Origin of the sequence: Pseudonocardia halophobica (assembly GCF_027922425.1) — a bacterium.
Taxonomy (GTDB): Bacteria; Actinomycetota; Actinomycetes; order Mycobacteriales; family Pseudonocardiaceae; genus Pseudonocardia; species Pseudonocardia halophobica.
Map to the genome: position 1 here is coordinate 37436 of NZ_BSFQ01000046.1, position 19645 is coordinate 57080.

The window sequence follows — 19645 nt, forward strand, 5'->3', positions numbered from 1 at the left end:
GGTTCGGTGCGGACGGGTTCAGGCGAAGGTGACCTGGCCGGTGATGCTCGGGTCGGCGCCGGGGACCCCGCATACCAGGTCGGAGCCGTCCGGCTTGCCCGTCGCCACCACCGGCGCGCCGGCGAAGGCGGGGCGGCGCAACCGGTAGGAGAACTCCGCGACCTGGCGGTCCGGGGCGAACCGGCGGGGCAGCTCGAGCAGCATCAGCGCGAGCAGCGGCCCGTGCACCACGAGCCCCGGGAAGCCCTCGACGTCCCGGGTGTAGGGCAGGTCGTGGTGGATGCGGTGGGCGTTGTAGGTCAGCGCGCTCATCCGGAACAGCAGCACCTCGTCGGGGCGCAGCACGGCCTGCCACTCCCCCGGCGCCGGCGGCTCGGGCTCGCGCGGCTCCGGGGCCGCCGGGGCCGCGGCGCGCGCCGCGCCGGGCTCCTGCTCCCGGTAGACGACGTCGTGCTCCTCGACCTGCGCCACCTCGCCCGCCCGCAGGTACTCGTGGGTCAGGGTCACGAACAGCATGTCCCCGGAGCGCCCGGACTTCGGGGTGATCGAGCTCAGGGCGCTGCGCCGGGTCACCTCGTCGCCGACGCGCAGCGGCGAGTGCACGGTGAGCCGCCCGCCGGCGAACATCCGGCGGCGGTTCGGGATCGGCGGCAGGAAGTGCCCCTCGCGGGGATGCCCGTCCTCGCCCAGCTCGGCGGTGGCGGGCCGCTCGAGGAAGTGGAACGCGGTCCACAGCGGCGGGATCGCGGTCGAGCCCTGGCCCGGGGCGTCGATGGGCGAGGTCTGGTCCAGGAGCCCCGCGAAGGAGTCCGACGGGACGCGATCCAGGACCTCCCGCACCTCGACGGGTCCGGGCTCCCAGCCCTCGACGTACTCAGCGATGCCCATGGTCCTCCTGTCTGCCGTCGTTTGCGCTGGTCAGCCGGGGTCGTGAGTGCCGACTGCCCCGCTAGGGGCGTTCGGCACTCACGGGGTGGAAGAGCGCGACCGACTCCATGTGGTGCGTCATCGGGAAGGCGTCGAAGGAGCGCAGGGCGGCGAGCGCGTAGCCCTGGGCGGCGAAGAGCTTCACGTCGCGGCCGAGCGCGGCCGGGTCGCAGGCCACGTAGACGATCCGCTCCGGCGCCCGCGCGCACAGCTCGTCGACCATCGCCCGGCCCAGCCCCTTGCGCGGCGGATCGGCGACGACGACGTCGGGGTCGGGCAGCCCGGTGATCACCCGCTCGACGCGGCCGGACCGGAAGGAGACCTGCGGCAGGTCCCGCAGGGCGCGCTCGCCGTCGGCCACGGCCTGCCGCGCCGACTCGACGACCGTCACCGAGCCCTCCGGCCCCACCTGCCCGGCCAGCACCGCGGCGAACAGGCCGACGCCGCCGTACAGGTCCCAGGCCGTGCCGCCGGCGGGCGCCGCCGCCCACTCCCCCACGATCTCGACGAGCGTGTCCGCCAGCTCCGGGTGCACCTGCCAGAAGGCGCCCGGGGAGAGCTCCCAGTCCCGGCCGGCGGCGTGCTGCACGGAGGCGCTGCGCTCCGCGGGCGGCACGCCCGCGCCGAGGTGCCGCTCGCCCAGGGCGTCGACGGCCACCTCGATCTCGTCGCCGGGCCGCCAGTGCCGCTCCAGCAGGTCGTCGAGCAGCCCGGCGGGCGCGAGCAGGCAGTCCGAGATCGGGACGACCTCGTGGCTGTGGTGGGCGCGCAGGCCGGCGCGGCCCTCGTCGTCGACCGCGAGGCGCAGCCGCTGCCGCCAGCCGAGCGCGCCGCCGGAGAGCTCCTCCACCTCGACCGTCCCGGCGATCCCGCCGGTCAGCCCGCCGAGCCGGGTGAGCTGCTCGCGCAGCACGGCGGTCTTGAGCGCGCGCTGCGCGGGCGGGGCGACGTGCTGGAAGTCGCAGCCCCCGCACCCGCCGGCGCGCGCCCACGGGCACGGCGCCGGGACCCGGTCCGGCGACGCGTCGAGCACCGAGATCGTGTCGGCCAGGCAGAACGACCCGCCCTGGTCCTCGGTCACCACCGCCCGGACCCGCTCGCCGGGCAGCGCGTGCCGCACGAAGAGCACGCGGCCCTCGTGCCGGGCCACGCAGTGCCCGCCGTGGGCGACCGGCCCGACCTCCAGGTCGAGGACCCGGTCGGTCCAGTCGAGGGTGCGTTCAGCGGACCGGGTCACCGGTGTCCTTCCGGGGTGGGGTCTCCTTGCCGGTCGCGGCGTCCTTGCGGAGCGCGGTGGCGCGCGAGGCGGCGGCGCTCGTGACCTGCTCGCCGGGCAGCTGCTCCATCGAGGGGTAGCCGCGGCGCGAGGCGCCCGGCGCGAAGAGCGGCGAGAGCGGTTGCGCGGCGGCCGAGGAGTCCAGCTGCCAGGGCACGCTCGTGACCATCACGCCCGGCTGGAACAGCAGCCGGCTCTTCAGCCGCAGCGCGGACTGGTTGTGCAGCAGCTGTTCCCACCAGTGGCCCACGACGTACTCGGGGATGTAGACCGTGACGACGTCGCGCGGGTTGTTCGTGCGCAACCGCTTCACGTACTCGAGGACCGGTCGGGTGATCTCCCGGTACGGCGACTCGACGACCTTCAGCTTGACCGGGATCTTGCGCTTGCCCCAGTCCGCGACGAGCCGCTTGGTGTCGGCGTCGTCGACGTTGACCGTGACCGCCTCGAGGACGTCCGGCCGCGTCGCGCGGGCGTAGGCGAGCGCCCGCAGCGTGGGCTTGTGCAGCGTCGACACGAGGACGACGGCGTGGTTGCGGCTCGGCAGCACCCCGTCGGACTCGCCGGCCACGAGCTCGGCCGAGACCCGGTCGTAGTGCTTCTGGATCGCGACCATCAGCACGAAGAAGCCGGCCATCGCCACGATGGTGATCCACGCGCCGAGCGTGAACTTGGTGATCAGGACGGTGAGCAGCACGAGGCCGGTCATGATCGCGCCGAAGCCGTTGATCGTCTGCGAGCGGCGCATCCGGGCCCGCTCGCGCGTGTCCGTCGTCGAGGCGAGCTCGCGGTTCCAGTGCCGGACCATGCCCGCCTGGCTCAGCGTGAACGACACGAACACGCCCACCGTGTACAGCGGGATCAGCCGGGTGACCTCCGCCTGGAACCCGACCACCAGCACGATCGCGAAGGCCGCGAGGATCAGGATGCCGTTGGAGAAGGCCAGCCGGTCGCCGCGGGTGTGCAGCTGCCGGGGCAGGTAGCGGTCCTGGGAGAGGATCGAGCCCAGCACCGGGAAGCCGTTGAACGCGGTGTTCGCGGCCAGCGCCAGGATCAGCGCCGTCATGATCACCACGAAGAAGAACCCGGGCCGGAAGCCGGAGAACACGGCGTCGGCCAGCTGCGCGACCATCGTCTGCTGCTGGTAGCCCGGTGGGGCGTCGGGGAACTGGTGGGCCGGGTCCTCCGCGATCTGCACGCCGGTGAGCCGGCCCAGCGCGATCAGGCCCATGAACATGCTGACCGAGATCAGACCCATGATCAGCAGCGTGGTCGCGGCGTTGCGCGACTTCGGCTTGCGGAAGGCCGGCACGCCGTTGGAGATCGCCTCGACGCCGGTCAGCGCCGCCGCGCCCTGGGTGAACGAACGCAGGATCAGCAGCACGAGCGCGAGCCCGGTGAAGGTGTCGCCCTCGGCCACGAGGTGCAGGTTCGTGCTGGCCGTCTCGACGTCCTGGCCCAGGAGCAGCACCCGCGTCAGACCCCAGACGATCATCGTGCCGATGCCGAGCATGAACAGGTAGACCGGCACGGCGAACGCCGCCCCGGCCTCCCGGATGCCGCGCAGGTTGATCGCGGTGAGCAGCGCGATGGCGAGCACCGCGAACAGCACCTTGTGCTCCCCCACGAACGGGATGAGCGCGCCGATGTTCGCCGCGGCCGCCGAGATCGACACCGCGACGGTGAGCGTGTAGTCGACGAGCAGGGCGCTCGCCACGGTGAGCCCGGCCTTGCGGCCGAGGTTGACCGTGGCCACCTCGTAATCGCCACCGCCGGACGGGTAGGCGTGCACGTTCTGCCGGTAGCTGGTGACCACCGTGAGCAGGACGACCACGACCGCGAGGCCGATCCACGGGGACAGCGCGTACGAGGTGACCCCGGCGACGGACAGGGTCAGGAAGATCTCCTCGGGCGCGTAGGCGACCGAGGACATGGCATCGGAGGCGAACACCGGCAGCGCGATCCGCTTCGGCAGCAGCGTGCTGTGCAGGCGGTCGCTGCGTTGCGGGCGACCGACCAGGATGCGCTTGACGGCGACGCCGAGCTTGGACACGTCCGAAGCCTATGCTCTCGACGGCGGACGGACGCGATAGCGTGCGTCGACGACGCGCCCGGGGCCCGATCGGAGGAGCCGGCCCGTCGACACGTGAGACCGAGCGAGCCCGGGAGGGCCCATCCGATGTACGTCGTGATCATGGGATGCGGCCGCGTCGGCGCGTCCCTCGCCGCCGGGCTCGAACGCCTCGGTCACGAGGTCGCCGTCATCGACCGGGACGTGCAGGCCTTCCGCCGGCTCGGGACGGACTTCCGCGGCCGCCAGGTCGTCGGGTTCGGGTTCCACCGCGAGGTGCTCATCGAGGCCGGGATCGAGAAGGCGGACGCCTTCGCCGCCGTCTCCTCCGGCGACAACTCCAACATCCTGTCCGCCCGGGTCGCCCGGGAGACCTTCGGCGTGGAGCGGGTCGTCGCGCGGATCTACGACGCCAAGCGCGCCGCCGTCTACGAGCGGCTCGGCATCCCGACCGTCGCGACCGTGCCGTGGACCACGGACCGGTTCATGCGGATGGTCCTGCCCGACGGCGTCGCGACGGCGTGGCGCGAGCCCGCCGGCACCGTCGCGATCCTGCCCCTGCCACTGCACGAGGACTGGGTCGGGCGCCCGATCCGCGAGCTGGAGGAGGCCACCAACTCCCGGGTGGCGTTCGTCGTCCGGTTCGGCAGCGGCGTGCTGCCCACCCGCGAGACGGCCGTGCAGGCCGACGACGTCGTCTACGTGGCGGCGGTCTCGGGCACGGTCTCCGACGTCACGGCCGCGGCGGCCGCACCGCCCGCCGACTCCTGAGAACCCGAGAGGGCGTGAGGTCATGAGGGTCGCCATCGCGGGGGCCGGCGCCGTCGGCCGCTCCATCGCGCGCGAGCTCGTGGAGAACAAGCACCAGGTCATGCTCATCGAGCGCGACCTCGGCCAGATCGACCCCGCCGCCGTGGAGGAGGCGGAGTGGGTGCACGCCGACGCCTGCGAGCTCACGACGCTCGAGGACGCCGGGATCGAGAGCTGCGACGTCGTGATCGCCGCGACCGGGGACGACAAGGTCAACCTGGTCGTCTCGCTGCTCGCCAAGACGGAGTTCGCGGTGCGCCGGGTGGTCGCGCGGGTCAACGACCCCCGCAACGAGTGGCTGTTCGGGGAGAACTGGGGCGTCGACGTCTCGGTCTCCACCCCGCGGCTGCTCGCGGCGCTGGTCGAGGAGGCCGTGGCCGTCGGCGACCTGGTGCGGCTGCTGACGCTGCGGCAGGGTCAGGCGAACCTCGTCGAGGTCACGCTGCCCACGCACACGCCGCTGGCCGGGCGGCCCGTCCGGGACCTGGCGCTGCCCCCGGACTCCGCGCTGGTCACGATCCTGCGGGGCGGCCGGGTGATCGTCCCGCAGGCGGACGACGCGCTGGAGCCGGGCGACGAGCTGCTCTTCGTCGCCACCGCCGCGGTCGAGGAGGAGATCCGGGCGGCGGTCGTCGACGCCGCGAGGGGTTGAGGCTCCAGGGCGTGCACCGACTCGTCGACGGCGGGCCGGCGGCTGTGCTCCGGGAGGTCGCTCAGCCGGCGGCCGGGGTGCGCTCGGCGCGGCGGACGGCCACGACCGTCCCGACGATCGCGAGGCCGAGCAGCGGGTAACCCATGGCCAGCCGGGCGATGCCGAGCCAGGTCTCCTCGTCCGCGTTGTACAGCCAGCCCTGGACCACGAGGCGGGCGGCGAACACCAGCGCCCACAGCGCGCTGGCCCAGCTGTAGGCCCGGAGCATGCGCGGGTTGCGGCGCCAGCCCTGGCCGTGCCCGTTGACGGCGTGCCAGATCACGCCGGCGAGCGGCCTTCGCACGATGATCGAGACCAGGAAGGCGAGCCCCAGCGCCGCGCTGTAGAGCAGGCCCGGCAGGTAGAAGCCGCGGGCCTCGCCGGTGCGGTAGGCGATGAAGGCGCACACGGCCACACCGAACAGCCCGGAGATCGCCGGCTGGAGCGGTTGCCTGCGCGCGATGCGGAACACCGCCACCAGCACGCCGGCCACGACGGCGGCGATCAGGGCGGGCTTGAGCTCGAACAGGACGTTGGCGACGACGAAGACCGCCACCGGCACCGTCGAGGCGATGATGCCGGGGATGCCGCCCATCTGTTCGAGGAGCGTGGGCCGGCGCCCCGAGTCGTCGGTGTCCTCGGACCGGTCGTTCTCGTGGATCTCCGCCGTCACACCGGCCGGTTCCTCGGCCGGGACGCGCGGTATCGGGCCCGTGGCCGAGTCGTGGTCCGCCGGCTCGCCGGCCACCCGCGGGATCCGGGTGGTCGGCTGGTCCCCTTCGGGACCCGGCGTCACTGCGCCTGGCAGATCTCGTAGTACGGGTTGTACAGGACCTTCCGGCCGTCCCGGACCGAGATCCGGCCGCGCACCCGCATCGTCCGGCCCGGCTCGATGCCCGGGATCCGGCGTCGACCCATCCAGACCAGCGTCACTCCCTCGGTGCCGTCGTACAGCTCCGCCTGGAGCTGTGCGCTGCTGTCGTCCTCGGGGCAGAACTCCACACTCCGGAGGCGACCCAGCATGGTCACCTCCTGTCCGCACGCACACTCGCTCGCGCGCTGCGCGCCGGAACGTTCGGAATCCTCGGACAGGTCGTCCGCGTCCAGGACGTCGACGTCGCTGGTGAGCTTGCGAAGCATGCGGCGGAACGCCCCACCGTCCGTGCTGCCCATCTCTCTCCTCGGCTGCTCGGGCGCGGGCCGTCTCCCTTGATCCGGCCGCTGCCCGTGCAAGGGTAACGCGGGAGAAACGGGATGTGTGCCCGGAACGGGCGGCTTCCCGCAGCCGGACGCGATCCCGATCTCCCCCGTCGGTGAGCGGCCAGATCATCGCGACGACACGCGGGTCCCCGGACGGGTGATGCGGCTCAGCGTGCCCGGATTGCGGCGTTCTGGGCGGATTCACGGGGGTGCGGTTCCCGCTCGTCGTCACGGTGGATGGGTGTGACGCTGGTCTCGCGCCGTTCGGCGTGCCGGTGGACGCGGGTGGGGGCTCGCACACCCGTCGTGGTCGGCTCTCACACCTCGAGTGAGCGGGGCACAGCCCATCGATGGCATGTGTCGCGCGCTCCTCCCAGGTGTGACAGCCGGCCAGAAGGGGTGTGCGAACCCGAATCTCGCTCTCACCGCCCTGCGACGACCGCGGCTCGGACGGCGGCGTGCGGGAGGAAGCACGACCGGAGGAGCGCCGCACAACCGAAGAAGCGCGGCACACCCCGCTGGCGGGGTGTGCCGCGCTCCTCGGCGGTGTGCCGGGTCGACTGCCGCGGTGTGGCGGGCCTACTCGGGGCGGCGGTGGCGGCCGCGGTCCGGGTCGGCGCCGTTGAGCGGGTCGGCGTCGAGGAACGACAGCGCCGGTCGCGAGCCCGGGCCCTCGCCGTGGCGGCGGTTCCCGCCCGCCTCGGGCTCGCCGGGGCCGGGCTCCCGGGAGCCGTGGCCGCCCGGGCCGCTGTGTCCGTTCGGGGCGTCGTGCCCGTGCCCGCCGTAGCCGACCTGGCCGCTCTGGCCGCGGTAGCCGTCCGACGGGCCGTGACCGTTCTGGCCCCGGAAGCCGGCCGACGGGCTTTGGCCGTTCTGGCCCCAAGAGGCTTCCGACGGGCCGTGGCCGTTCTGGCCGCGGTAGCCGTCCGACGGGCCGTGGCCGTTCGGTGCCCTGTATCCGTTCGGAGTGCCGTGGCCCTCCGGGCTCCCACCGCCGTTCCGGCCGCTGTGGCCGGGCGAGCCGGCGTAGCCGTTCGGGCCGGCCCAGCCGTTGCGCGCGTCGTGGCCGTTCGTGCCACCGGGGCCGGCGTGCCCGTTGACCGGGCCGTAGCCGTTGCGGGCGGCGGGACGGTGGTCGGCGGCGCGGTCGGCGGACTCGGCCATGAGGGCGTCGAAGAGGCTGGTCGGGACGTCGGCCGGCGAGCCGGGACCCGTCCGGACGCCCGCGAACCCGGTCACCTCGCGGCCGCCGCCCTGTGACGACCAGCCGGACGCGGTGTAGCCGTACTGCGGCAGCCGGCCCGAGTCCCGGTCGACGGTCTCGTAACCCGGGCCCGGCGGCTGGTGCACGGTGGGCGTCCAGCCGTCCGGACGGCCCTCCGCGGCCTGACCGCCGTGCGACGGCGCGTCGTAGAGGCCGTGGCCGGTTCCTCGGTCGCCCTGGGTGGGCTCTGGGGCGGCGCGGCGGCCGCTCGGCTGCTCGCCGGGCCGTCCGCCGTCCGCGGACGGGTTCCCGCTCCCCCACGCCGGCGCGCCGGTCCAGCCACCGCTCGGCTGCTCCGCGGGCCGGTCCTGCCACGACGGGACCTCGGCGCGCCGACCGCCCGCCGCCGGGCCGGACTGCTGCGGCCCACCGAAGCGACCGCCCTGCTCCGGGCCCCACGCGGACGCCGCCGGCGACTGCGAGGAGCCGCCGGCCCAGGAGTCCTGCTGCTCGCTGCCCCGGCCCGGGGCGGACGCCGCACCGGCACTCGGCTGCAGCGAGTTGCTGCCCTGCTGGTCCGCAGCCCAGCCGGACGGGTTCACGTTCGCACCGAGGCCGGACTGCGGCGAGTCGCCGGCCCGACCGTTGTCCTGCTGCTCGGCCGCCCAGCCGGAGTGCCGCGGGCCGTCCGCCTGCTCGGTGGCCCAGCCGGGGCGCTGGACGTCGCCCGGAGCCGGGAACCGCGGGTCCCGCCCGGGCTCCGACGGCTGCCGCTCGGCCCAGCGGGAGGGCGCGGGGTCGCCGTGGCGACCGCCGGTCGCCCAGCCGCCGCTCGCCTGGTCGGCCGTCGGCCCGGAGTGGCGCGGGCCGCCGCTCCCGCCGCTCCCGCCGAACTCACCCCCGCCGCTCCCGCCGAACTCACCGGAGCCCGGGTCGCGGTCCGCACGGTCCTCGGCGGACCGGTCGGGCCGGTACTCCGCGGTCGCCCAGCCGCCGCTGTGCGGGCCGGCGGTTTGCGGAGCGGGCTCGACGGGCTGGTCGCCCCAGGACCCGGGACCACCCGCACCCCGCCCGACGACGGGCAGGGCGCGCGTCTCGCCCGCGCCGGCCGCGCCACCCTGGGCGCCGGGCCCGGCCTGCGGGAATGCGCCGGATCCGGCGTGCGCGCCGGTCGAGGGCGCGGCGGGACCACCGAAGCGCGGGTCCTGACCGGCCGCCGGGTAGGTCCCGGACGGGCCGGCCGGCGCGAACCCCGCGCCCTCGACCGACGGGGACCCGGCGGGGGTGTTCCCCGTGCCGGGGCCGTACGGACCGGGACCGGCCGCGGTGTACGGGCCGCTCGGGGCGTCGGCGGGGTCACCGAACGAGCGCGGGCCCGCAGGCGGAGCGCCCGCCGGACCGCCGAGGCCCGGCGCCGGCGTGTAGCCGCTCTGGGTGGCCGGGCCGCCGAACGGCGCCTGGCCGACCGCGCCACCGGTGCCCGGACCCTGCGTGTACCCGCCCTGCGTGGCCGGGCCGCCGAACGACGCCTGGCCCGCCGGGCCACCGGCTCCCGGACCCTGCGTGTACCCACCGGTCGGGCCGCCGAACGGTGCCTGACCTGCCGGACCGCCTGCACCCGGGCCAGGCGTGTATCCGCTCTGCGTGGCCGGGCCGCCGAACGAAGCACCGGCCGCCGGAGCGCCGAACCCAGGTCCACCGAAGCCGGGACCGCCGGCCCCCGGACCACCGGGGCCGGGACCGCCGAAACCGGGACCGCCGACCGGGGGCCCACCGAACCCGCCGCCCGCCGGCCGCCCGCCGGCCGGGCCACCGAACTCCGGACCACCGACCTGAGGACCGCCGAACTGGGGCTGATCAGGCCGCGGCCCGGCAGGGCCGTGCTGCGGCGCACCGGGCCCACCAGCTCCGGGCCCACCAGCTCCGGGCCCACCAGCACCGGGCCCACCAGCACCGGGCCCACCAGCCCCGGCGCCCACCCCACCCGACGCCCCCGCGGATGCCGCGGGCGCGAGCGGAGCGGCACCGCCCGGCGCCCCACCGCCCGGGGCGCCGGCCTGCCCGACCCCGACCTGCCCGGCGCCGGCCGGACCCGCAGGAGCCTCGGCGGCGGCCTCCGCCGACTCCCCCGCCTCCTCGGCCGGGGTGACCGACCGGGTGCGCAGGGTGAGGGTGGCCTTGGGCTGCGGGGCCTCGGCGTCGGGATCGGGGGCCTCGTCGACCGCCGAGGGGAGCGTCAGCGGGAGCACGGTCCGGGGCGGGTACGGCGACTTGCCGCGCACCACGATCGTGCCGCGCAGCATCCGCCGCATCTCGGCGTCGAGGCGCTCGGCCTGCTCCTCGGGGCCCGCGGCGACGCCGTAGACCATCCACCGCTCGCCGTCGATGCCCACGAACACCGACGAGGCGACCTGCGTGGTCGCGCGCAGCTCCCGGCCCCACTCGCCGGTGTACGAGCGCACGGTGGCGCCGCCCTCGCGCAGCGACTGCGCGATCTCCTCGCAGAGGTCCTTCCACAGCCCGCCCGAGCGCGGCGCGGCCAGCGCGGACAGCGAGAGCCGCCCACCGCCCGGCATCGTGATGTGCACCGCGGACAGCCGCGCGCCGTCCTCCGGCTCGACGACGCTGCCCTGCGGGGGGATCGGCACCTGCACGGCGCCGAAGTCCATGCGCGTGAGCGCGTCCGTCATCTCGGGGTCGAGCTTGGCGACGTCGAACGGGCCGAAGTCCGGCCCGTCGTACTCGCTGTCGTACTCCTCGTCGTACTCGCCGTCGTACCCGGTCTCCACCGAGTCGTCGGCCTCCAGGTCCTCGAGGTCCTCGCCGTAGCGGACGCTCACGGTCCGTCCCCTCCCGCCAGCCGGTCGTGCCCACCCGTCGAGCCGTACCCGCCCGGCCCCCGGTCGGAGGCCGGGAGCTCGGGCACCTCGACGAAGCGCGCGTACTCCACCTTCTGAACGACCAACTGGGCGATCCGGTCACCCCTGCGGAGCACGATCTCCTCGCGGGGGTCGTGATTGATCAGACACACCTTGATCTCGCCGCGGTATCCGGCGTCGATCGTGCCCGGCGCGTTGACGACCGACAGCCCCGCGCGGGCGGCCAGCCCGGAGCGCGGGTGCACGAAGCCGGCGTAGCCCATGGGCAGGGCGATCGCGACGCCCGTGCCGACGACGGCGCGCTCACCGGGGGCGAGGACGACGTCGGACGTGGTCGCGAGGTCCGCCCCCGCGTCGCCGGGTCGGGCGTACGCGGGCAGCGGCATGTCGGGGTCGAGGCGGGTCAGCAGCACGTCGACGAGCGGCGTGACCATCGGCTCGTGCGGGGGAGCATCGATCGGGCCGGGCACAACGGGCGACGTTACAGTGGGTCGTCGTGAGCGAGCACCCGTCCAGCGCCGGTCCTGCGACGTCCGGCCGTCCTGGGTTCGACGAGCGGTTGAGTACACCGCTCTGGTGGTTCCTGTTCGCCGGCGGCGTCGCCGTGCTGCTGGGCGCCGAGATCCACATGGGATATCCGGGCGTGCGCTCGTGGATCGGCTACGCCGTGCTGATCCCGCTGGCGCTGCTGGTGGTGTGGCGCCTGGGCAGCGTGCGGGTCCAGGTGACCGAGACCGAGCTGGTGGCCGGCGACGAGCGGATCGCGCTGGAGCACGTCGGCCGCACCCAGATCGTGTCCAGGAAGGACAAGCAGCAGGCGCTGGGCCCGGAGCTGGACCCGGTCGCCCACGTGCTGCACCGCGGCTGGATCGGCCCGGTCGTGCGGATCGAGACGCGCGACCCCGCGAGCCCGGTGCCGTACTGGGTCGTCAGCACCCGCCGCCCGGAGGAGCTGGTGGCCGCGCTGAGCGCCACCCGCGCCTAGCCCCGAGGACGCCCGGCCCCGAGAACGCCGAAAGGGGCGTCCCGGGGATCCGGGACGCCCTCGTCGGTGTCCGCGTCGTTCGACGCCGGGTCGGGCCGGCGGCGGTCCGTCAGGCCGCGCAGTCGCGGCAGATGAACAGGTTGCCGCGGGTCTCGGCCAGCCGGCTGCGGTGGTGCACCAGGAAGCAGCTGCCACAGGTGAACTCGTCCGCCTGCTTCGGCAGGACCTTGACCGTGAGCTCCTCGCCCGAGAGGTCCGCCCCCGGGAGCTCGAAGCTCTCCGCCGTGTCCGACTCGTCGACGTCGACCGCGGACGACTGCGCCTCGTTCCGACGGGCCTTGAGCTCGTCGAGCGAGTCCTCCGCCATGTCGTCGGCCTCGTTGCGCCGCGGTGCGTCGTAGTCGGTAGCCATCGTTCCCACCCTCAGTACTGTTCGTCTTCTGTCGTGCCGCTGCACAACGTCCCGGCCGCAGGCGTTTGTGCCCGGCATCGGAGTGACGCCGGTCTCACCCGTTTGCGGAACGGCGCAGCCCTCGCCGGGACCAGGGCAGGGACCCGCGGCACCCGTGACCGGGCCCCGCGAAACGTCGTGCTCCCCCGTCGGCGCGCAGAGGGTAGCCGAGCGGTCAAGCCCCCGCACCGGGCCCACCCGTGTCGCCCGCCCGCCGGGGAGCGGTGGGGGCGTTAGGGTTCCGCCGTGCTGATCCGCGGGGTGTGTTCGGGTGGGGTGGACGCGTGAGCGCGGGGCTGCGTCCCTACCGGCGGCGCCGGTCCCGGCCGGTCGCGATCACGGTGGGCGCGCTCGCCGTGGCCGCCCTCGTGACCTGGACGATCGTGTTCTTCAACGCCTCCGCCGAGTCCGGCCTCGCCGCGTGCAACACCTCCGCCTCGGGCGCCGCCGGCGAGGTGCTCGACTCCGACGCGCTGGCCTCGGCCGCCCCGACGCCACCGGCGGACATCCGGACGACCGTGCTCAACGCCGGCGGCCAGCGCGGGCAGGCCAACCTCGTGGCCGCCCAGCTCGGCGACCTCGGCTTCGGGGAGGCCCGGCAGCCGGACAACGACCCGCTCTACCCCGGCGGCGACCTGGAGTGCCACGGCCAGCTGCGGTTCGGGCAGTCCGGCGAGGGCTCGGCGGCGACGCTGCAGCTGGTTCTCCCCTGCCTCGAGCTGGTCCGCGACGAGCGGGGCGACGACTCGGTCGACGTCGCCGTCGGGACCGGGTTCACCGACGTCAACCCCAACCGCGCCGTCCGCGACGCCCTGGAGCAGCTCGGCGCCCCCGGTTCCGGCGAGACCGGCGAGGGCCAGCAGGTGGCCGCGCCCCAGCTCGACCCGCAGGTGCTGGCGGAGGCGCGCGAGGCCGCCCGCTGCTGACGCCGGCGGACGAGGTCAGACGTCCGCGGCGCCCGCCTCCCGCAGGAGCTCCTCGAACGCCTCGGCGACGCCGGGGGTGGCCGCGAGCGTGACGTCCTCCCCCAGCTCGGTGCCGTCCCCGCGGGCGCGCCCGGGCGCGGGCCGCACGCGCACGAGGGCCCCGGCCTCCTGCGCGACGAGCGCCGCGGCCGCCCAGTCCCACCAGTTGATGCCGTGCTCCACGTAGGCGTCGATCCGGCCGGCGGCGAGGCCGCACAGGTCGAGCGCCGCCGATCCGGTCCGCCGCAGGTCACGGACCCGCGGGAGCACCGCCGCCATCATCGCGGCCTGCCGCGCGCGGCGGCCCGCGTCGTAGGAGAAGCCGCACGCGACCAGCGACTGGGAGAGCTCGGTCTCGGTGGTGACCCGCAGCGGCACGCCGTCGCGGGTCGCGCCCGCCCCGGCCGCCGCGCTCCACACCACGCCCGATGCCGGCTCGACGACCGCGCCCGCCAGCGACACCCCGTCCCGCACCGCCGCGACCGACACCGCGTACCAGGGCAGCCCGTAGAGGTAGTTCACGGTGCCGTCGATGGGGTCCACGACCCAGCGGGCGGCCCCCGCGTCGCCCGCCGCCTCCTCGCCGTACACCGGCTCGCCCGGCCGCAGCTCCGCGAGCCGCTCCCGGACGAGGCGTTCGAGGGCCCGGTCCGACTCCGTGACGACGTCCGTGGGCGTGCTCTTGGTCCCGACCGCGCCGGTCTCCCGGGGTGCGGGCAGGGTGCGCAGGTGGGCGGCCGCCTCTTCCGCCACCCGGACCGCGACACGCCGGAGCTCGGCGAGCTCCGCGGCGTCCGGAAGTGTGGTCGCGTCCGTGCCGGGTACTCCGGCGCCGGCCGGGGCACTGCTCGTGGTCATGTCACCCATCCGACCACAGCCCGCAGGTCGGCGAGGGGTTCGGCCCGGCCCGCGGGGCGCCGCCCGGCGCAGCGGGACGTCCGTCCGGCCCGTCCGGGCCCTCTCTGAACCGATGCGGGTGCTCTGAGGAGGGCGCGACCGGCGAGCACCGGGCGCAGGCGCAGTTACAATGGCGGAGAACTTCACCCCCGGGACGCGCGCCGACCCCACGAGAAACGGCGGCGACCGGCGAGGCGAAGTCACTCGAAGCCAGCCGGACCGGAGCGCCCGCCGCGTTCTCGGCAGCTCCGGCGGACCGCAAGCGCACGCAGCGAGAGGGCCTAGGTGGCAGCCGCAGACTCCGCAACCCGAACCGACTCGACCGTGGACGAGACGGCGGCCGCACCCGCCCGTCGTGGCCGCGGGGCGGGTACCGCGACGAAGGCCAGGCCGGCGCGCCCACGTGGGGGCGCGAAGACCGGTCCGAAGACCTCGGCCAAGAAGAAGTCGACCTCGGCCGAGGGCGACGAGGAGGCCGTCGACCTCGACGACGCCGAGCTCGGCGAGGACGTCGAGCTCGAGGACGTCGAGATCGAGGACGTCGAGGAGGACACGGCCGAGGCGGCCGAGGACTCCGCCGACGAGGAGGACGAGGACGACGAGGAGGAGGAGCCGGCCAACACCGGCGCCAACCGTCGCGCCCCGACCACCCGCTCCTCCCAGCAGAAGTCGACCGAGTTCGTCTGGGACGAGGACGAGTCCGAGGCCCTGCGCCAGGCGCGCAAGGACGCCGAGCTCACCGCCTCGGCCGACTCGGTCCGTGCCTACCTCAAGCAGATCGGCAAGGTCGCGCTGCTCAACGCGGAGGAGGAGGTCGAGCTCGCCAAGCGGATCGAGGCCGGCCTCTACGCCGCCGAGCGGCTGCGCCGGGCGATCGAGGCCTCGGAGAAGCTCTCGCCGCAGCTGCGCCGCGACCTGCGCTGGATCGTCCGGGACGGCGAGCGGGCCAAGAACCACCTGCTCGAGGCGAACCTGCGCCTCGTCGTCTCGCTGGCCAAGCGCTACACCGGCCGCGGGATGGCGTTCCTGGACCTGATCCAGGAGGGCAACCTGGGCCTGATCCGTGCGGTCGAGAAGTTCGACTACACCAAGGGCTACAAGTTCTCGACCTACGCGACGTGGTGGATCCGCCAGGCCATCACCCGCGCGATGGCCGACCAGGCCCGCACCATCCGCATCCCGGTGCACATGGTCGAGGTCATCAACAAGCTCGGCCGCATCCAGCGCGAGCTGCTCCAGGACCTGGGCCGCGAGCCCACCCCGGAGGAGCTGGCCAAGGAGATGGACATCACCCCGGAGAAGGTGCTGGAGATCCAGCAGTACGCCCGGGAGCCCATCTCGCTGGACCAGACGATCGGCGACGAGGGCGACTCGCAGCTCGGGGACTTCATCGAGGACTCCGAGGCGGTCGTCGCGGTCGACGCGGTGAGCTTCACGCTGCTGCAGGACCAGCTGCAGTCGGTGCTGGCCACGCTGTCCGAGCGCGAGGCGGGCGTCGTCCGGCTGCGGTTCGGCCTCACGGACGGCCAGCCCCGCACGCTCGACGAGATCGGCCAGGTCTACGGCGTGACCCGCGAGCGGATCCGCCAGATCGAGTCGAAGACCATGTCCAAGCTGCGCCACCCGTCGCGGTCGCAGGTCCTGCGGGACTACCTGGACTGAGTCGAGTCCGACGCGCGGCCCCGGGCTCCGGCCCGGGGCCGTCGTCGTTCTCGGGCGCGCCCGCACGGAGGTACGTCCGCGCCTCCCGGCGCGGCAGCCGTCCCCAGAGTTGACGACGGGCGTTAACGCCGCCGCTGATCCACACGTGCTCGGAGACGTACTTCTCGATCACGCACAGGAGCAGCGCATGAGCCTCACCACCGACACCCCGGAGCTCGGTCCCCTGGTCACGGGCGTGGTCCTCGCCCCCGGCGACCCGGGGTACGCCGATGCCGCCGCCGGCTACAACCTCGCGACCGAGCATCGGCCGGACCACGTGGTCCGGGCCGCGGACGCGCAGGACGTCGTGGCGACCGTGGGGTACGCCCGGGAGACCGGGCGGCGGGTGGCCGTGCAGGCGACCGGGCACGGCGCCGCACCGGCGGGCCCCGGGACGGTGCTGCTGGTGACCGCGGACCTCGACGCCCTCACCGTCGACCCCGCGGCCCGCACCGCGACGCTCGGCGCCGGGGTGCGCTGGCAGCAGGTCCTCGACGCGGCGGCTCCGCACGGTCTGGGCGGGCTGTGCGGCTCGTCGCCGGGCGCCGGTGTCGTCGGCTACACCCTCGGCGGCGGCCTCAGCCCGATCGGCCGGACCTTCGGCTGGGCGGCGGACAACGTGCGGTCGATCGAGGTCGTGACGCCCGACGGCGTGCTGCGCACCGTCGACGCCGACCACGATCCCGACCTGTTCTGGGCCCTGCGCGGCGGCGGCGCGGCGTTCGGCATCGTCACCGCGATGACCATCGACCTCGTGGAGGTACCGGAGCTCTACGCGGGCGGGATCTTCGTCGACGCCACGACGGCCGATGTCCCCGGTCTCCTGCGCACCTGGCGGGACTGGGCGGAGGCGCTGCCCGAGACGGCCGGTCCTTCCGTCGCCCGGCTCAACCTGCCGGACCTGCCGATGCTGCCGGAGCCGTTGCGCGGCAAGGCCGTGGTGCACATCCGGTTCGCGTTCGTCGGCGACGCCGCCGAGGGCGAGCGGCTGATCGCGCCCCTGCGCGCCGCGCTGCCCGAGCCCCTGCTCGACACGGTCGGCCCGCTGCCGGTCCCCGCGTTCGCCGCCATCCACGCCGACCCGGTCGACCCGATGCCGTTCGTCGACCGCGGCGTCATGCTCGCGGAGCTGCCCGACGCGGCGCTCGACGCGTTCGCCGAGGTCACCTCGCCCGCCGCCGGGCTGCCGTTCGTGCTGAGCGAGATCCGGCTGCTGGGCGCGGCCTTCGCGCGGCCGCCGGCGGTGCCCAACGCGGTGGCCGGTCGGACCGCACCGTACTTCCTGGACTCCGTCGGGATGCTGGTGCCGCCGATCGCCGAGCACGTGCCCGGCGCCCTCGCCACGATCGTCGAGCGGCTGCTGCCCTGGTCGACCGGCGGCACGACCACGAACATCGCCGGCGGCGTCGACCCGGAGGCGGTCGAGCGGCTGCGGGCCGGGTTCGGTCCGGAGACCGTCGCCCGGCTCGACGCGCTGCGGGCCGAGGTCGACCCGGACGGCCTGCTCGACCCGGCCGCCCGCTGGACCAGCCCGCCGCTGCTGCCCGCCCAGGGCATCTGATGGCGGTCGGCCCGCCGGGGGCCGCTCCGAACGCCGAGCAGCGGGCGCAGTGGGGCGGGGACCTCGGGCTGCTCTGGGCGGCGCGCGCCGCGCAGTTCGAGGCGTCCGCCGCGGGCTACGACGCCCTGCTGCTCGAGGCCGCCGAGCTCGCGCCGGGCCTGCAGGTGCTCGACGTCGGCTGCGGGACCGGGTCGGTCACCCGCAAGGCGGCCGCCGCGGTGGCGCCCGACGGCACCGCGACCGGTGTCGACATCTCGGGCCCGATGCTGCAGGTCGCGTGGGACCGCAGCGCCGGGCTGGGTGGCGTCACGTTCCTCGAGGCCGACGCCCAGGTGCACGACTTCGCCGGCCGGTACGACCGGGTGATCAGCCGCTCGGGCGTGATGTTCTTCGGCGACCCGCCCGCCGCCTTCGCCAACCTGGCGCGGGCGCTGCGGCCGGGTGGCCGGGTGGCGTTCGTCGTGTGGCGCTCGGTCGCCGAGAACGCCTGGATGCACCAGCTGATGCGCGCGCTGACGGGCCGCATGCCCCCGGAGCCGCCGCCCGGGCCGGGCGCCTTCGGCCTCGCCGACCCGGAGCGGGCCCGGGCCCTCCTGGAGGGCGCCGGCCTCGCCGAGGTCGGTGTGGAGCCGTGCGCGGCGCCCGTGGTGCTGGGCCGGGACGTCGAGGAGGCGTTCGGGCTGGTCCGGCAGATCCTGGCGGGAGGACTCGACGGCCTGGGCCCGGCCGACCGGGAACGGGCGATCGTGGCCCTGCGGGCGGTCCTGGCGGAGGGGGCGGGACCCGACGGCGTCGCGCTCGGCTCGGCGGCCTGGCTGCTGACGGGGCGCGCGCTCTGAGCGGACTCGAAGCGGCCCGGTCGAGGATACGGCTGCACGTCGTGGTGGGCGCGGAGCAAGGCCCTGAGCAGGGCCCCTGATGAGCACCCCTGCACAACGGCTTCCCGGCGTCGCCCGACCGCGCTTCACTGACCGGGTGCAGACCGTCGTCCGCAGCCCCGTCCTGGTCGGACGGGCGGCCGAGCTGGCCGAGGTGCGCCGGCTCGTCGCGGCGACGGCGGCGGGCGGCGGCGGGTCGGTCGCCGTCGTCGGCGAGGCCGGGATCGGCAAGACCCGCCTGCTCGACGAGATCGCGTCCGCGGCGGCGACCGCCGGGCTCACCGTCCTCACCGGGCGCGCGGTGCCCGGTGGCGGCGTGTTCCGGCCGCTCGCCGAGGCCGTCCTCCCCCGTCTCGACGATCCGGCGGGCGACGGCGAGGTGGTCCGGCCGTACCGCGCGGCGCTGGAGCGGCTGCGCTCCGGCACCGGGCCCGAGTCCGGTCCCGGTGCCCCCGACCAGGCCGTGGTCCTCGGTGAGGGGCTGCGCCGGCTGCTGCGGGCGACCGTGCCGGGCGGCTGCGTCCTGCGGCTCGAGGACCTGCACTGGGCGGACCGGGACACCCTCGCGACGGTCGCGTCCCTGACCGGTGCGGGCCCCGGACTACTCGTCGCGGTGTCGTGCCGGCCCGGTCCCGCCGCCACACGGCTCGCCACGGCCCCGGGCCTGCGGGTCCTGCCGCTGCGGCCGCTCGACCCGGCCGGGGTCGCGGCGCTGGTCGCGGCCTGCCGGGACGGCACTCCCCCGGCCGAGGACGAGGTCGCCGCTCTGCACGCCCGCTCGGAGGGGCTGCCGTTCGTGGTCGAGGAGATGCTGGCGGCACCCGGGCGGGCGGTGCCGCCGACCTTCGCGGCGCTGGTCGAGGGTCGGCTCGAGGCGCTGGCGCCGGCGGCGCGGCGAGCGGTGGAGGCCGCCGCGGTGCTCGGTCCCGCGCCGGACTGGCAGGTCCTCGGGCCGGTCGCCGGGCTCGGTGAGGACGAGATCGGCGCGGCCCTGCGCGGCGGGGTCGCCGAGGGCCTGCTGGTTCGCGACGCCGGCGGGCTCGGCTGGTCGCACGCCCTGACCAGGGAGGCGGTCCTCGCCGCGCTGCTCCCGGCCGAGCGGGCCCGCCTCGCGGCCCGGGCCGCGGAGGCGCTCGCCGCGGCCGGGCA

Annotated in this window: 17 protein-coding genes; 8 read left to right on the forward strand and 9 right to left on the reverse strand. The window is 75.5% G+C overall.

From position 1 onward, the window contains the following. Nucleotides 1-18 precede the first annotated feature (18 nt). From PKE99_RS32805 to PKE99_RS32815, 3 genes are all read right to left on the reverse strand, one after another. Nucleotides 19-888 (reverse strand): HTD2 family dehydratase, encoded by an 870-nt coding sequence (locus PKE99_RS32805; RefSeq protein ID WP_037051939.1) that lies wholly within the window; start codon nt 886-888, stop codon nt 19-21. A 61-nt stretch (nt 889-949) separates the two neighbouring features. After that, nucleotides 950-2164, reverse strand: a complete 1215-nt coding sequence (locus tag PKE99_RS32810; protein ID WP_051738115.1) for a class I SAM-dependent RNA methyltransferase — start codon at nt 2162-2164, stop codon at nt 950-952. Next, entirely contained in the window at nt 2148-4256 is a 2109-nt protein-coding gene (locus PKE99_RS32815; RefSeq protein WP_081924633.1) for an APC family permease, read from the reverse strand. The genes PKE99_RS32810 and PKE99_RS32815 overlap by 17 nt, the downstream gene beginning before the upstream one ends. A gap of 126 nt (nt 4257-4382) precedes the next feature. Here PKE99_RS32815 and PKE99_RS32820 point away from each other — a divergent pair, with 126 nt between their 5' ends. Further along, entirely contained in the window at nt 4383-5045 is a 663-nt protein-coding gene (locus PKE99_RS32820) for a potassium channel family protein (protein ID WP_037051936.1), read from the forward strand. A 22-nt stretch (nt 5046-5067) separates the two neighbouring features. Continuing rightward, nucleotides 5068-5736 carry a potassium channel family protein gene (locus PKE99_RS32825; protein ID WP_037051933.1) on the forward strand — a complete coding sequence of 223 codons (669 nt, stop codon included), beginning with the start codon at nt 5068-5070 and terminating at the stop codon, nt 5734-5736. Nucleotides 5737-5797: 61 nt separating this feature from the next. Here the strand turns inward: PKE99_RS32825 and PKE99_RS32830 are convergent, their stop codons facing one another. From PKE99_RS32830 to dut, 4 genes are all read right to left on the reverse strand, one after another. Beyond that, entirely contained in the window at nt 5798-6448 is a 651-nt protein-coding gene (locus PKE99_RS32830; protein ID WP_231498392.1) for a DUF3159 domain-containing protein, read from the reverse strand. 119 nt (nt 6449-6567) lie between these two features. Then, nucleotides 6568-6948, reverse strand: coding sequence for an OB-fold nucleic acid binding domain-containing protein (locus tag PKE99_RS32835; RefSeq protein WP_037051928.1), 381 nt, complete (start codon nt 6946-6948; stop codon nt 6568-6570). A 606-nt stretch (nt 6949-7554) separates the two neighbouring features. Further along, on the reverse strand, nt 7555-11019 hold the full coding sequence (locus PKE99_RS32840) for a DUF3710 domain-containing protein (protein ID WP_037051925.1): 3465 nt from the start codon (nt 11017-11019) through the stop codon (nt 7555-7557). After that, entirely contained in the window at nt 11016-11492 is a 477-nt protein-coding gene (gene dut, locus PKE99_RS32845) for a dUTP diphosphatase (RefSeq protein ID WP_037051993.1), read from the reverse strand. Before dut ends, PKE99_RS32840 begins: the two co-directional genes overlap by 4 nt. A gap of 62 nt (nt 11493-11554) precedes the next feature. On the opposite strand from dut, the gene PKE99_RS32850 reads away from it, so the two are divergent. Further along, nucleotides 11555-12043 carry a DUF3093 domain-containing protein gene (locus tag PKE99_RS32850; RefSeq protein WP_037051922.1) on the forward strand — a complete coding sequence of 163 codons (489 nt, stop codon included), beginning with the start codon at nt 11555-11557 and terminating at the stop codon, nt 12041-12043. Nucleotides 12044-12152: 109 nt separating this feature from the next. Here PKE99_RS32850 and PKE99_RS32855 read toward each other — a convergent pair whose 3' ends face one another. Next, nucleotides 12153-12455 (reverse strand): DUF4193 domain-containing protein, encoded by a 303-nt coding sequence (locus PKE99_RS32855; RefSeq protein ID WP_037051919.1) that lies wholly within the window; start codon nt 12453-12455, stop codon nt 12153-12155. 323 nt (nt 12456-12778) lie between these two features. On the opposite strand from PKE99_RS32855, the gene cei reads away from it, so the two are divergent. Then, entirely contained in the window at nt 12779-13420 is a 642-nt protein-coding gene (cei, locus tag PKE99_RS32860; protein WP_051738113.1) for an envelope integrity protein Cei, read from the forward strand. Nucleotides 13421-13435: 15 nt separating this feature from the next. Here the strand turns inward: cei and PKE99_RS32865 are convergent, their stop codons facing one another. Then, on the reverse strand, nt 13436-14317 hold the full coding sequence (locus PKE99_RS32865; protein WP_081924631.1) for an inositol monophosphatase family protein: 882 nt from the start codon (nt 14315-14317) through the stop codon (nt 13436-13438). Nucleotides 14318-14641: 324 nt separating this feature from the next. On the opposite strand from PKE99_RS32865, the gene PKE99_RS32870 reads away from it, so the two are divergent. From PKE99_RS32870 to PKE99_RS32885, 4 genes are all read left to right on the forward strand, one after another. Then, nucleotides 14642-16018: an RNA polymerase sigma factor gene (locus tag PKE99_RS32870; RefSeq protein WP_037051913.1), complete on the forward strand. Its 1377-nt coding sequence runs from the start codon at nt 14642-14644 to the stop codon at nt 16016-16018. A gap of 187 nt (nt 16019-16205) precedes the next feature. Continuing rightward, complete coding sequence (locus tag PKE99_RS32875) at nt 16206-17618, forward strand: FAD-binding oxidoreductase (protein ID WP_037051910.1); 1413 nt, start codon at nt 16206-16208, stop codon at nt 17616-17618. After that, nucleotides 17618-18457: a class I SAM-dependent methyltransferase gene (locus PKE99_RS32880; protein WP_037051908.1), complete on the forward strand. Its 840-nt coding sequence runs from the start codon at nt 17618-17620 to the stop codon at nt 18455-18457. Before PKE99_RS32875 ends, PKE99_RS32880 begins: the two co-directional genes overlap by 1 nt. Before the next feature lie 136 nt (nt 18458-18593). Next, nucleotides 18594-19645, forward strand: a 1052-nt coding sequence (locus PKE99_RS32885) for an AAA family ATPase (protein ID WP_271214955.1), incomplete at its 3' end; no start/stop codon positions are given.

What these genes read in the sequence shown, in the direction of transcription:
- PKE99_RS32820 (WP_037051936.1), top strand. Translation starts at nt 4,383, where the DNA reads ATGTACGTCGTGATCATGGGATGCGGCCGCGTCGGCGCGTCCCTCGCC.
- PKE99_RS32865 (WP_081924631.1), bottom strand. Translation starts at nt 14,317, where the DNA reads ATGACCACGAGCAGTGCCCCGGCCGGCGCCGGAGTACCCGGCACGGAC.
- PKE99_RS32825 (WP_037051933.1), top strand. Translation starts at nt 5,068, where the DNA reads ATGAGGGTCGCCATCGCGGGGGCCGGCGCCGTCGGCCGCTCCATCGCG.
- PKE99_RS32880 (WP_037051908.1), top strand. Translation starts at nt 17,618, where the DNA reads ATGGCGGTCGGCCCGCCGGGGGCCGCTCCGAACGCCGAGCAGCGGGCG.
- PKE99_RS32855 (WP_037051919.1), bottom strand. Translation starts at nt 12,455, where the DNA reads ATGGCTACCGACTACGACGCACCGCGGCGCAACGAGGCCGACGACATG.
- PKE99_RS32835 (WP_037051928.1), bottom strand. Translation starts at nt 6,948, where the DNA reads ATGGGCAGCACGGACGGTGGGGCGTTCCGCCGCATGCTTCGCAAGCTC.
- PKE99_RS32805 (WP_037051939.1), bottom strand. Translation starts at nt 888, where the DNA reads ATGGGCATCGCTGAGTACGTCGAGGGCTGGGAGCCCGGACCCGTCGAG.
- dut (WP_037051993.1), bottom strand. Translation starts at nt 11,492, where the DNA reads ATGGTCACGCCGCTCGTCGACGTGCTGCTGACCCGCCTCGACCCCGAC.
- PKE99_RS32875 (WP_037051910.1), top strand. Translation starts at nt 16,206, where the DNA reads ATGAGCCTCACCACCGACACCCCGGAGCTCGGTCCCCTGGTCACGGGC.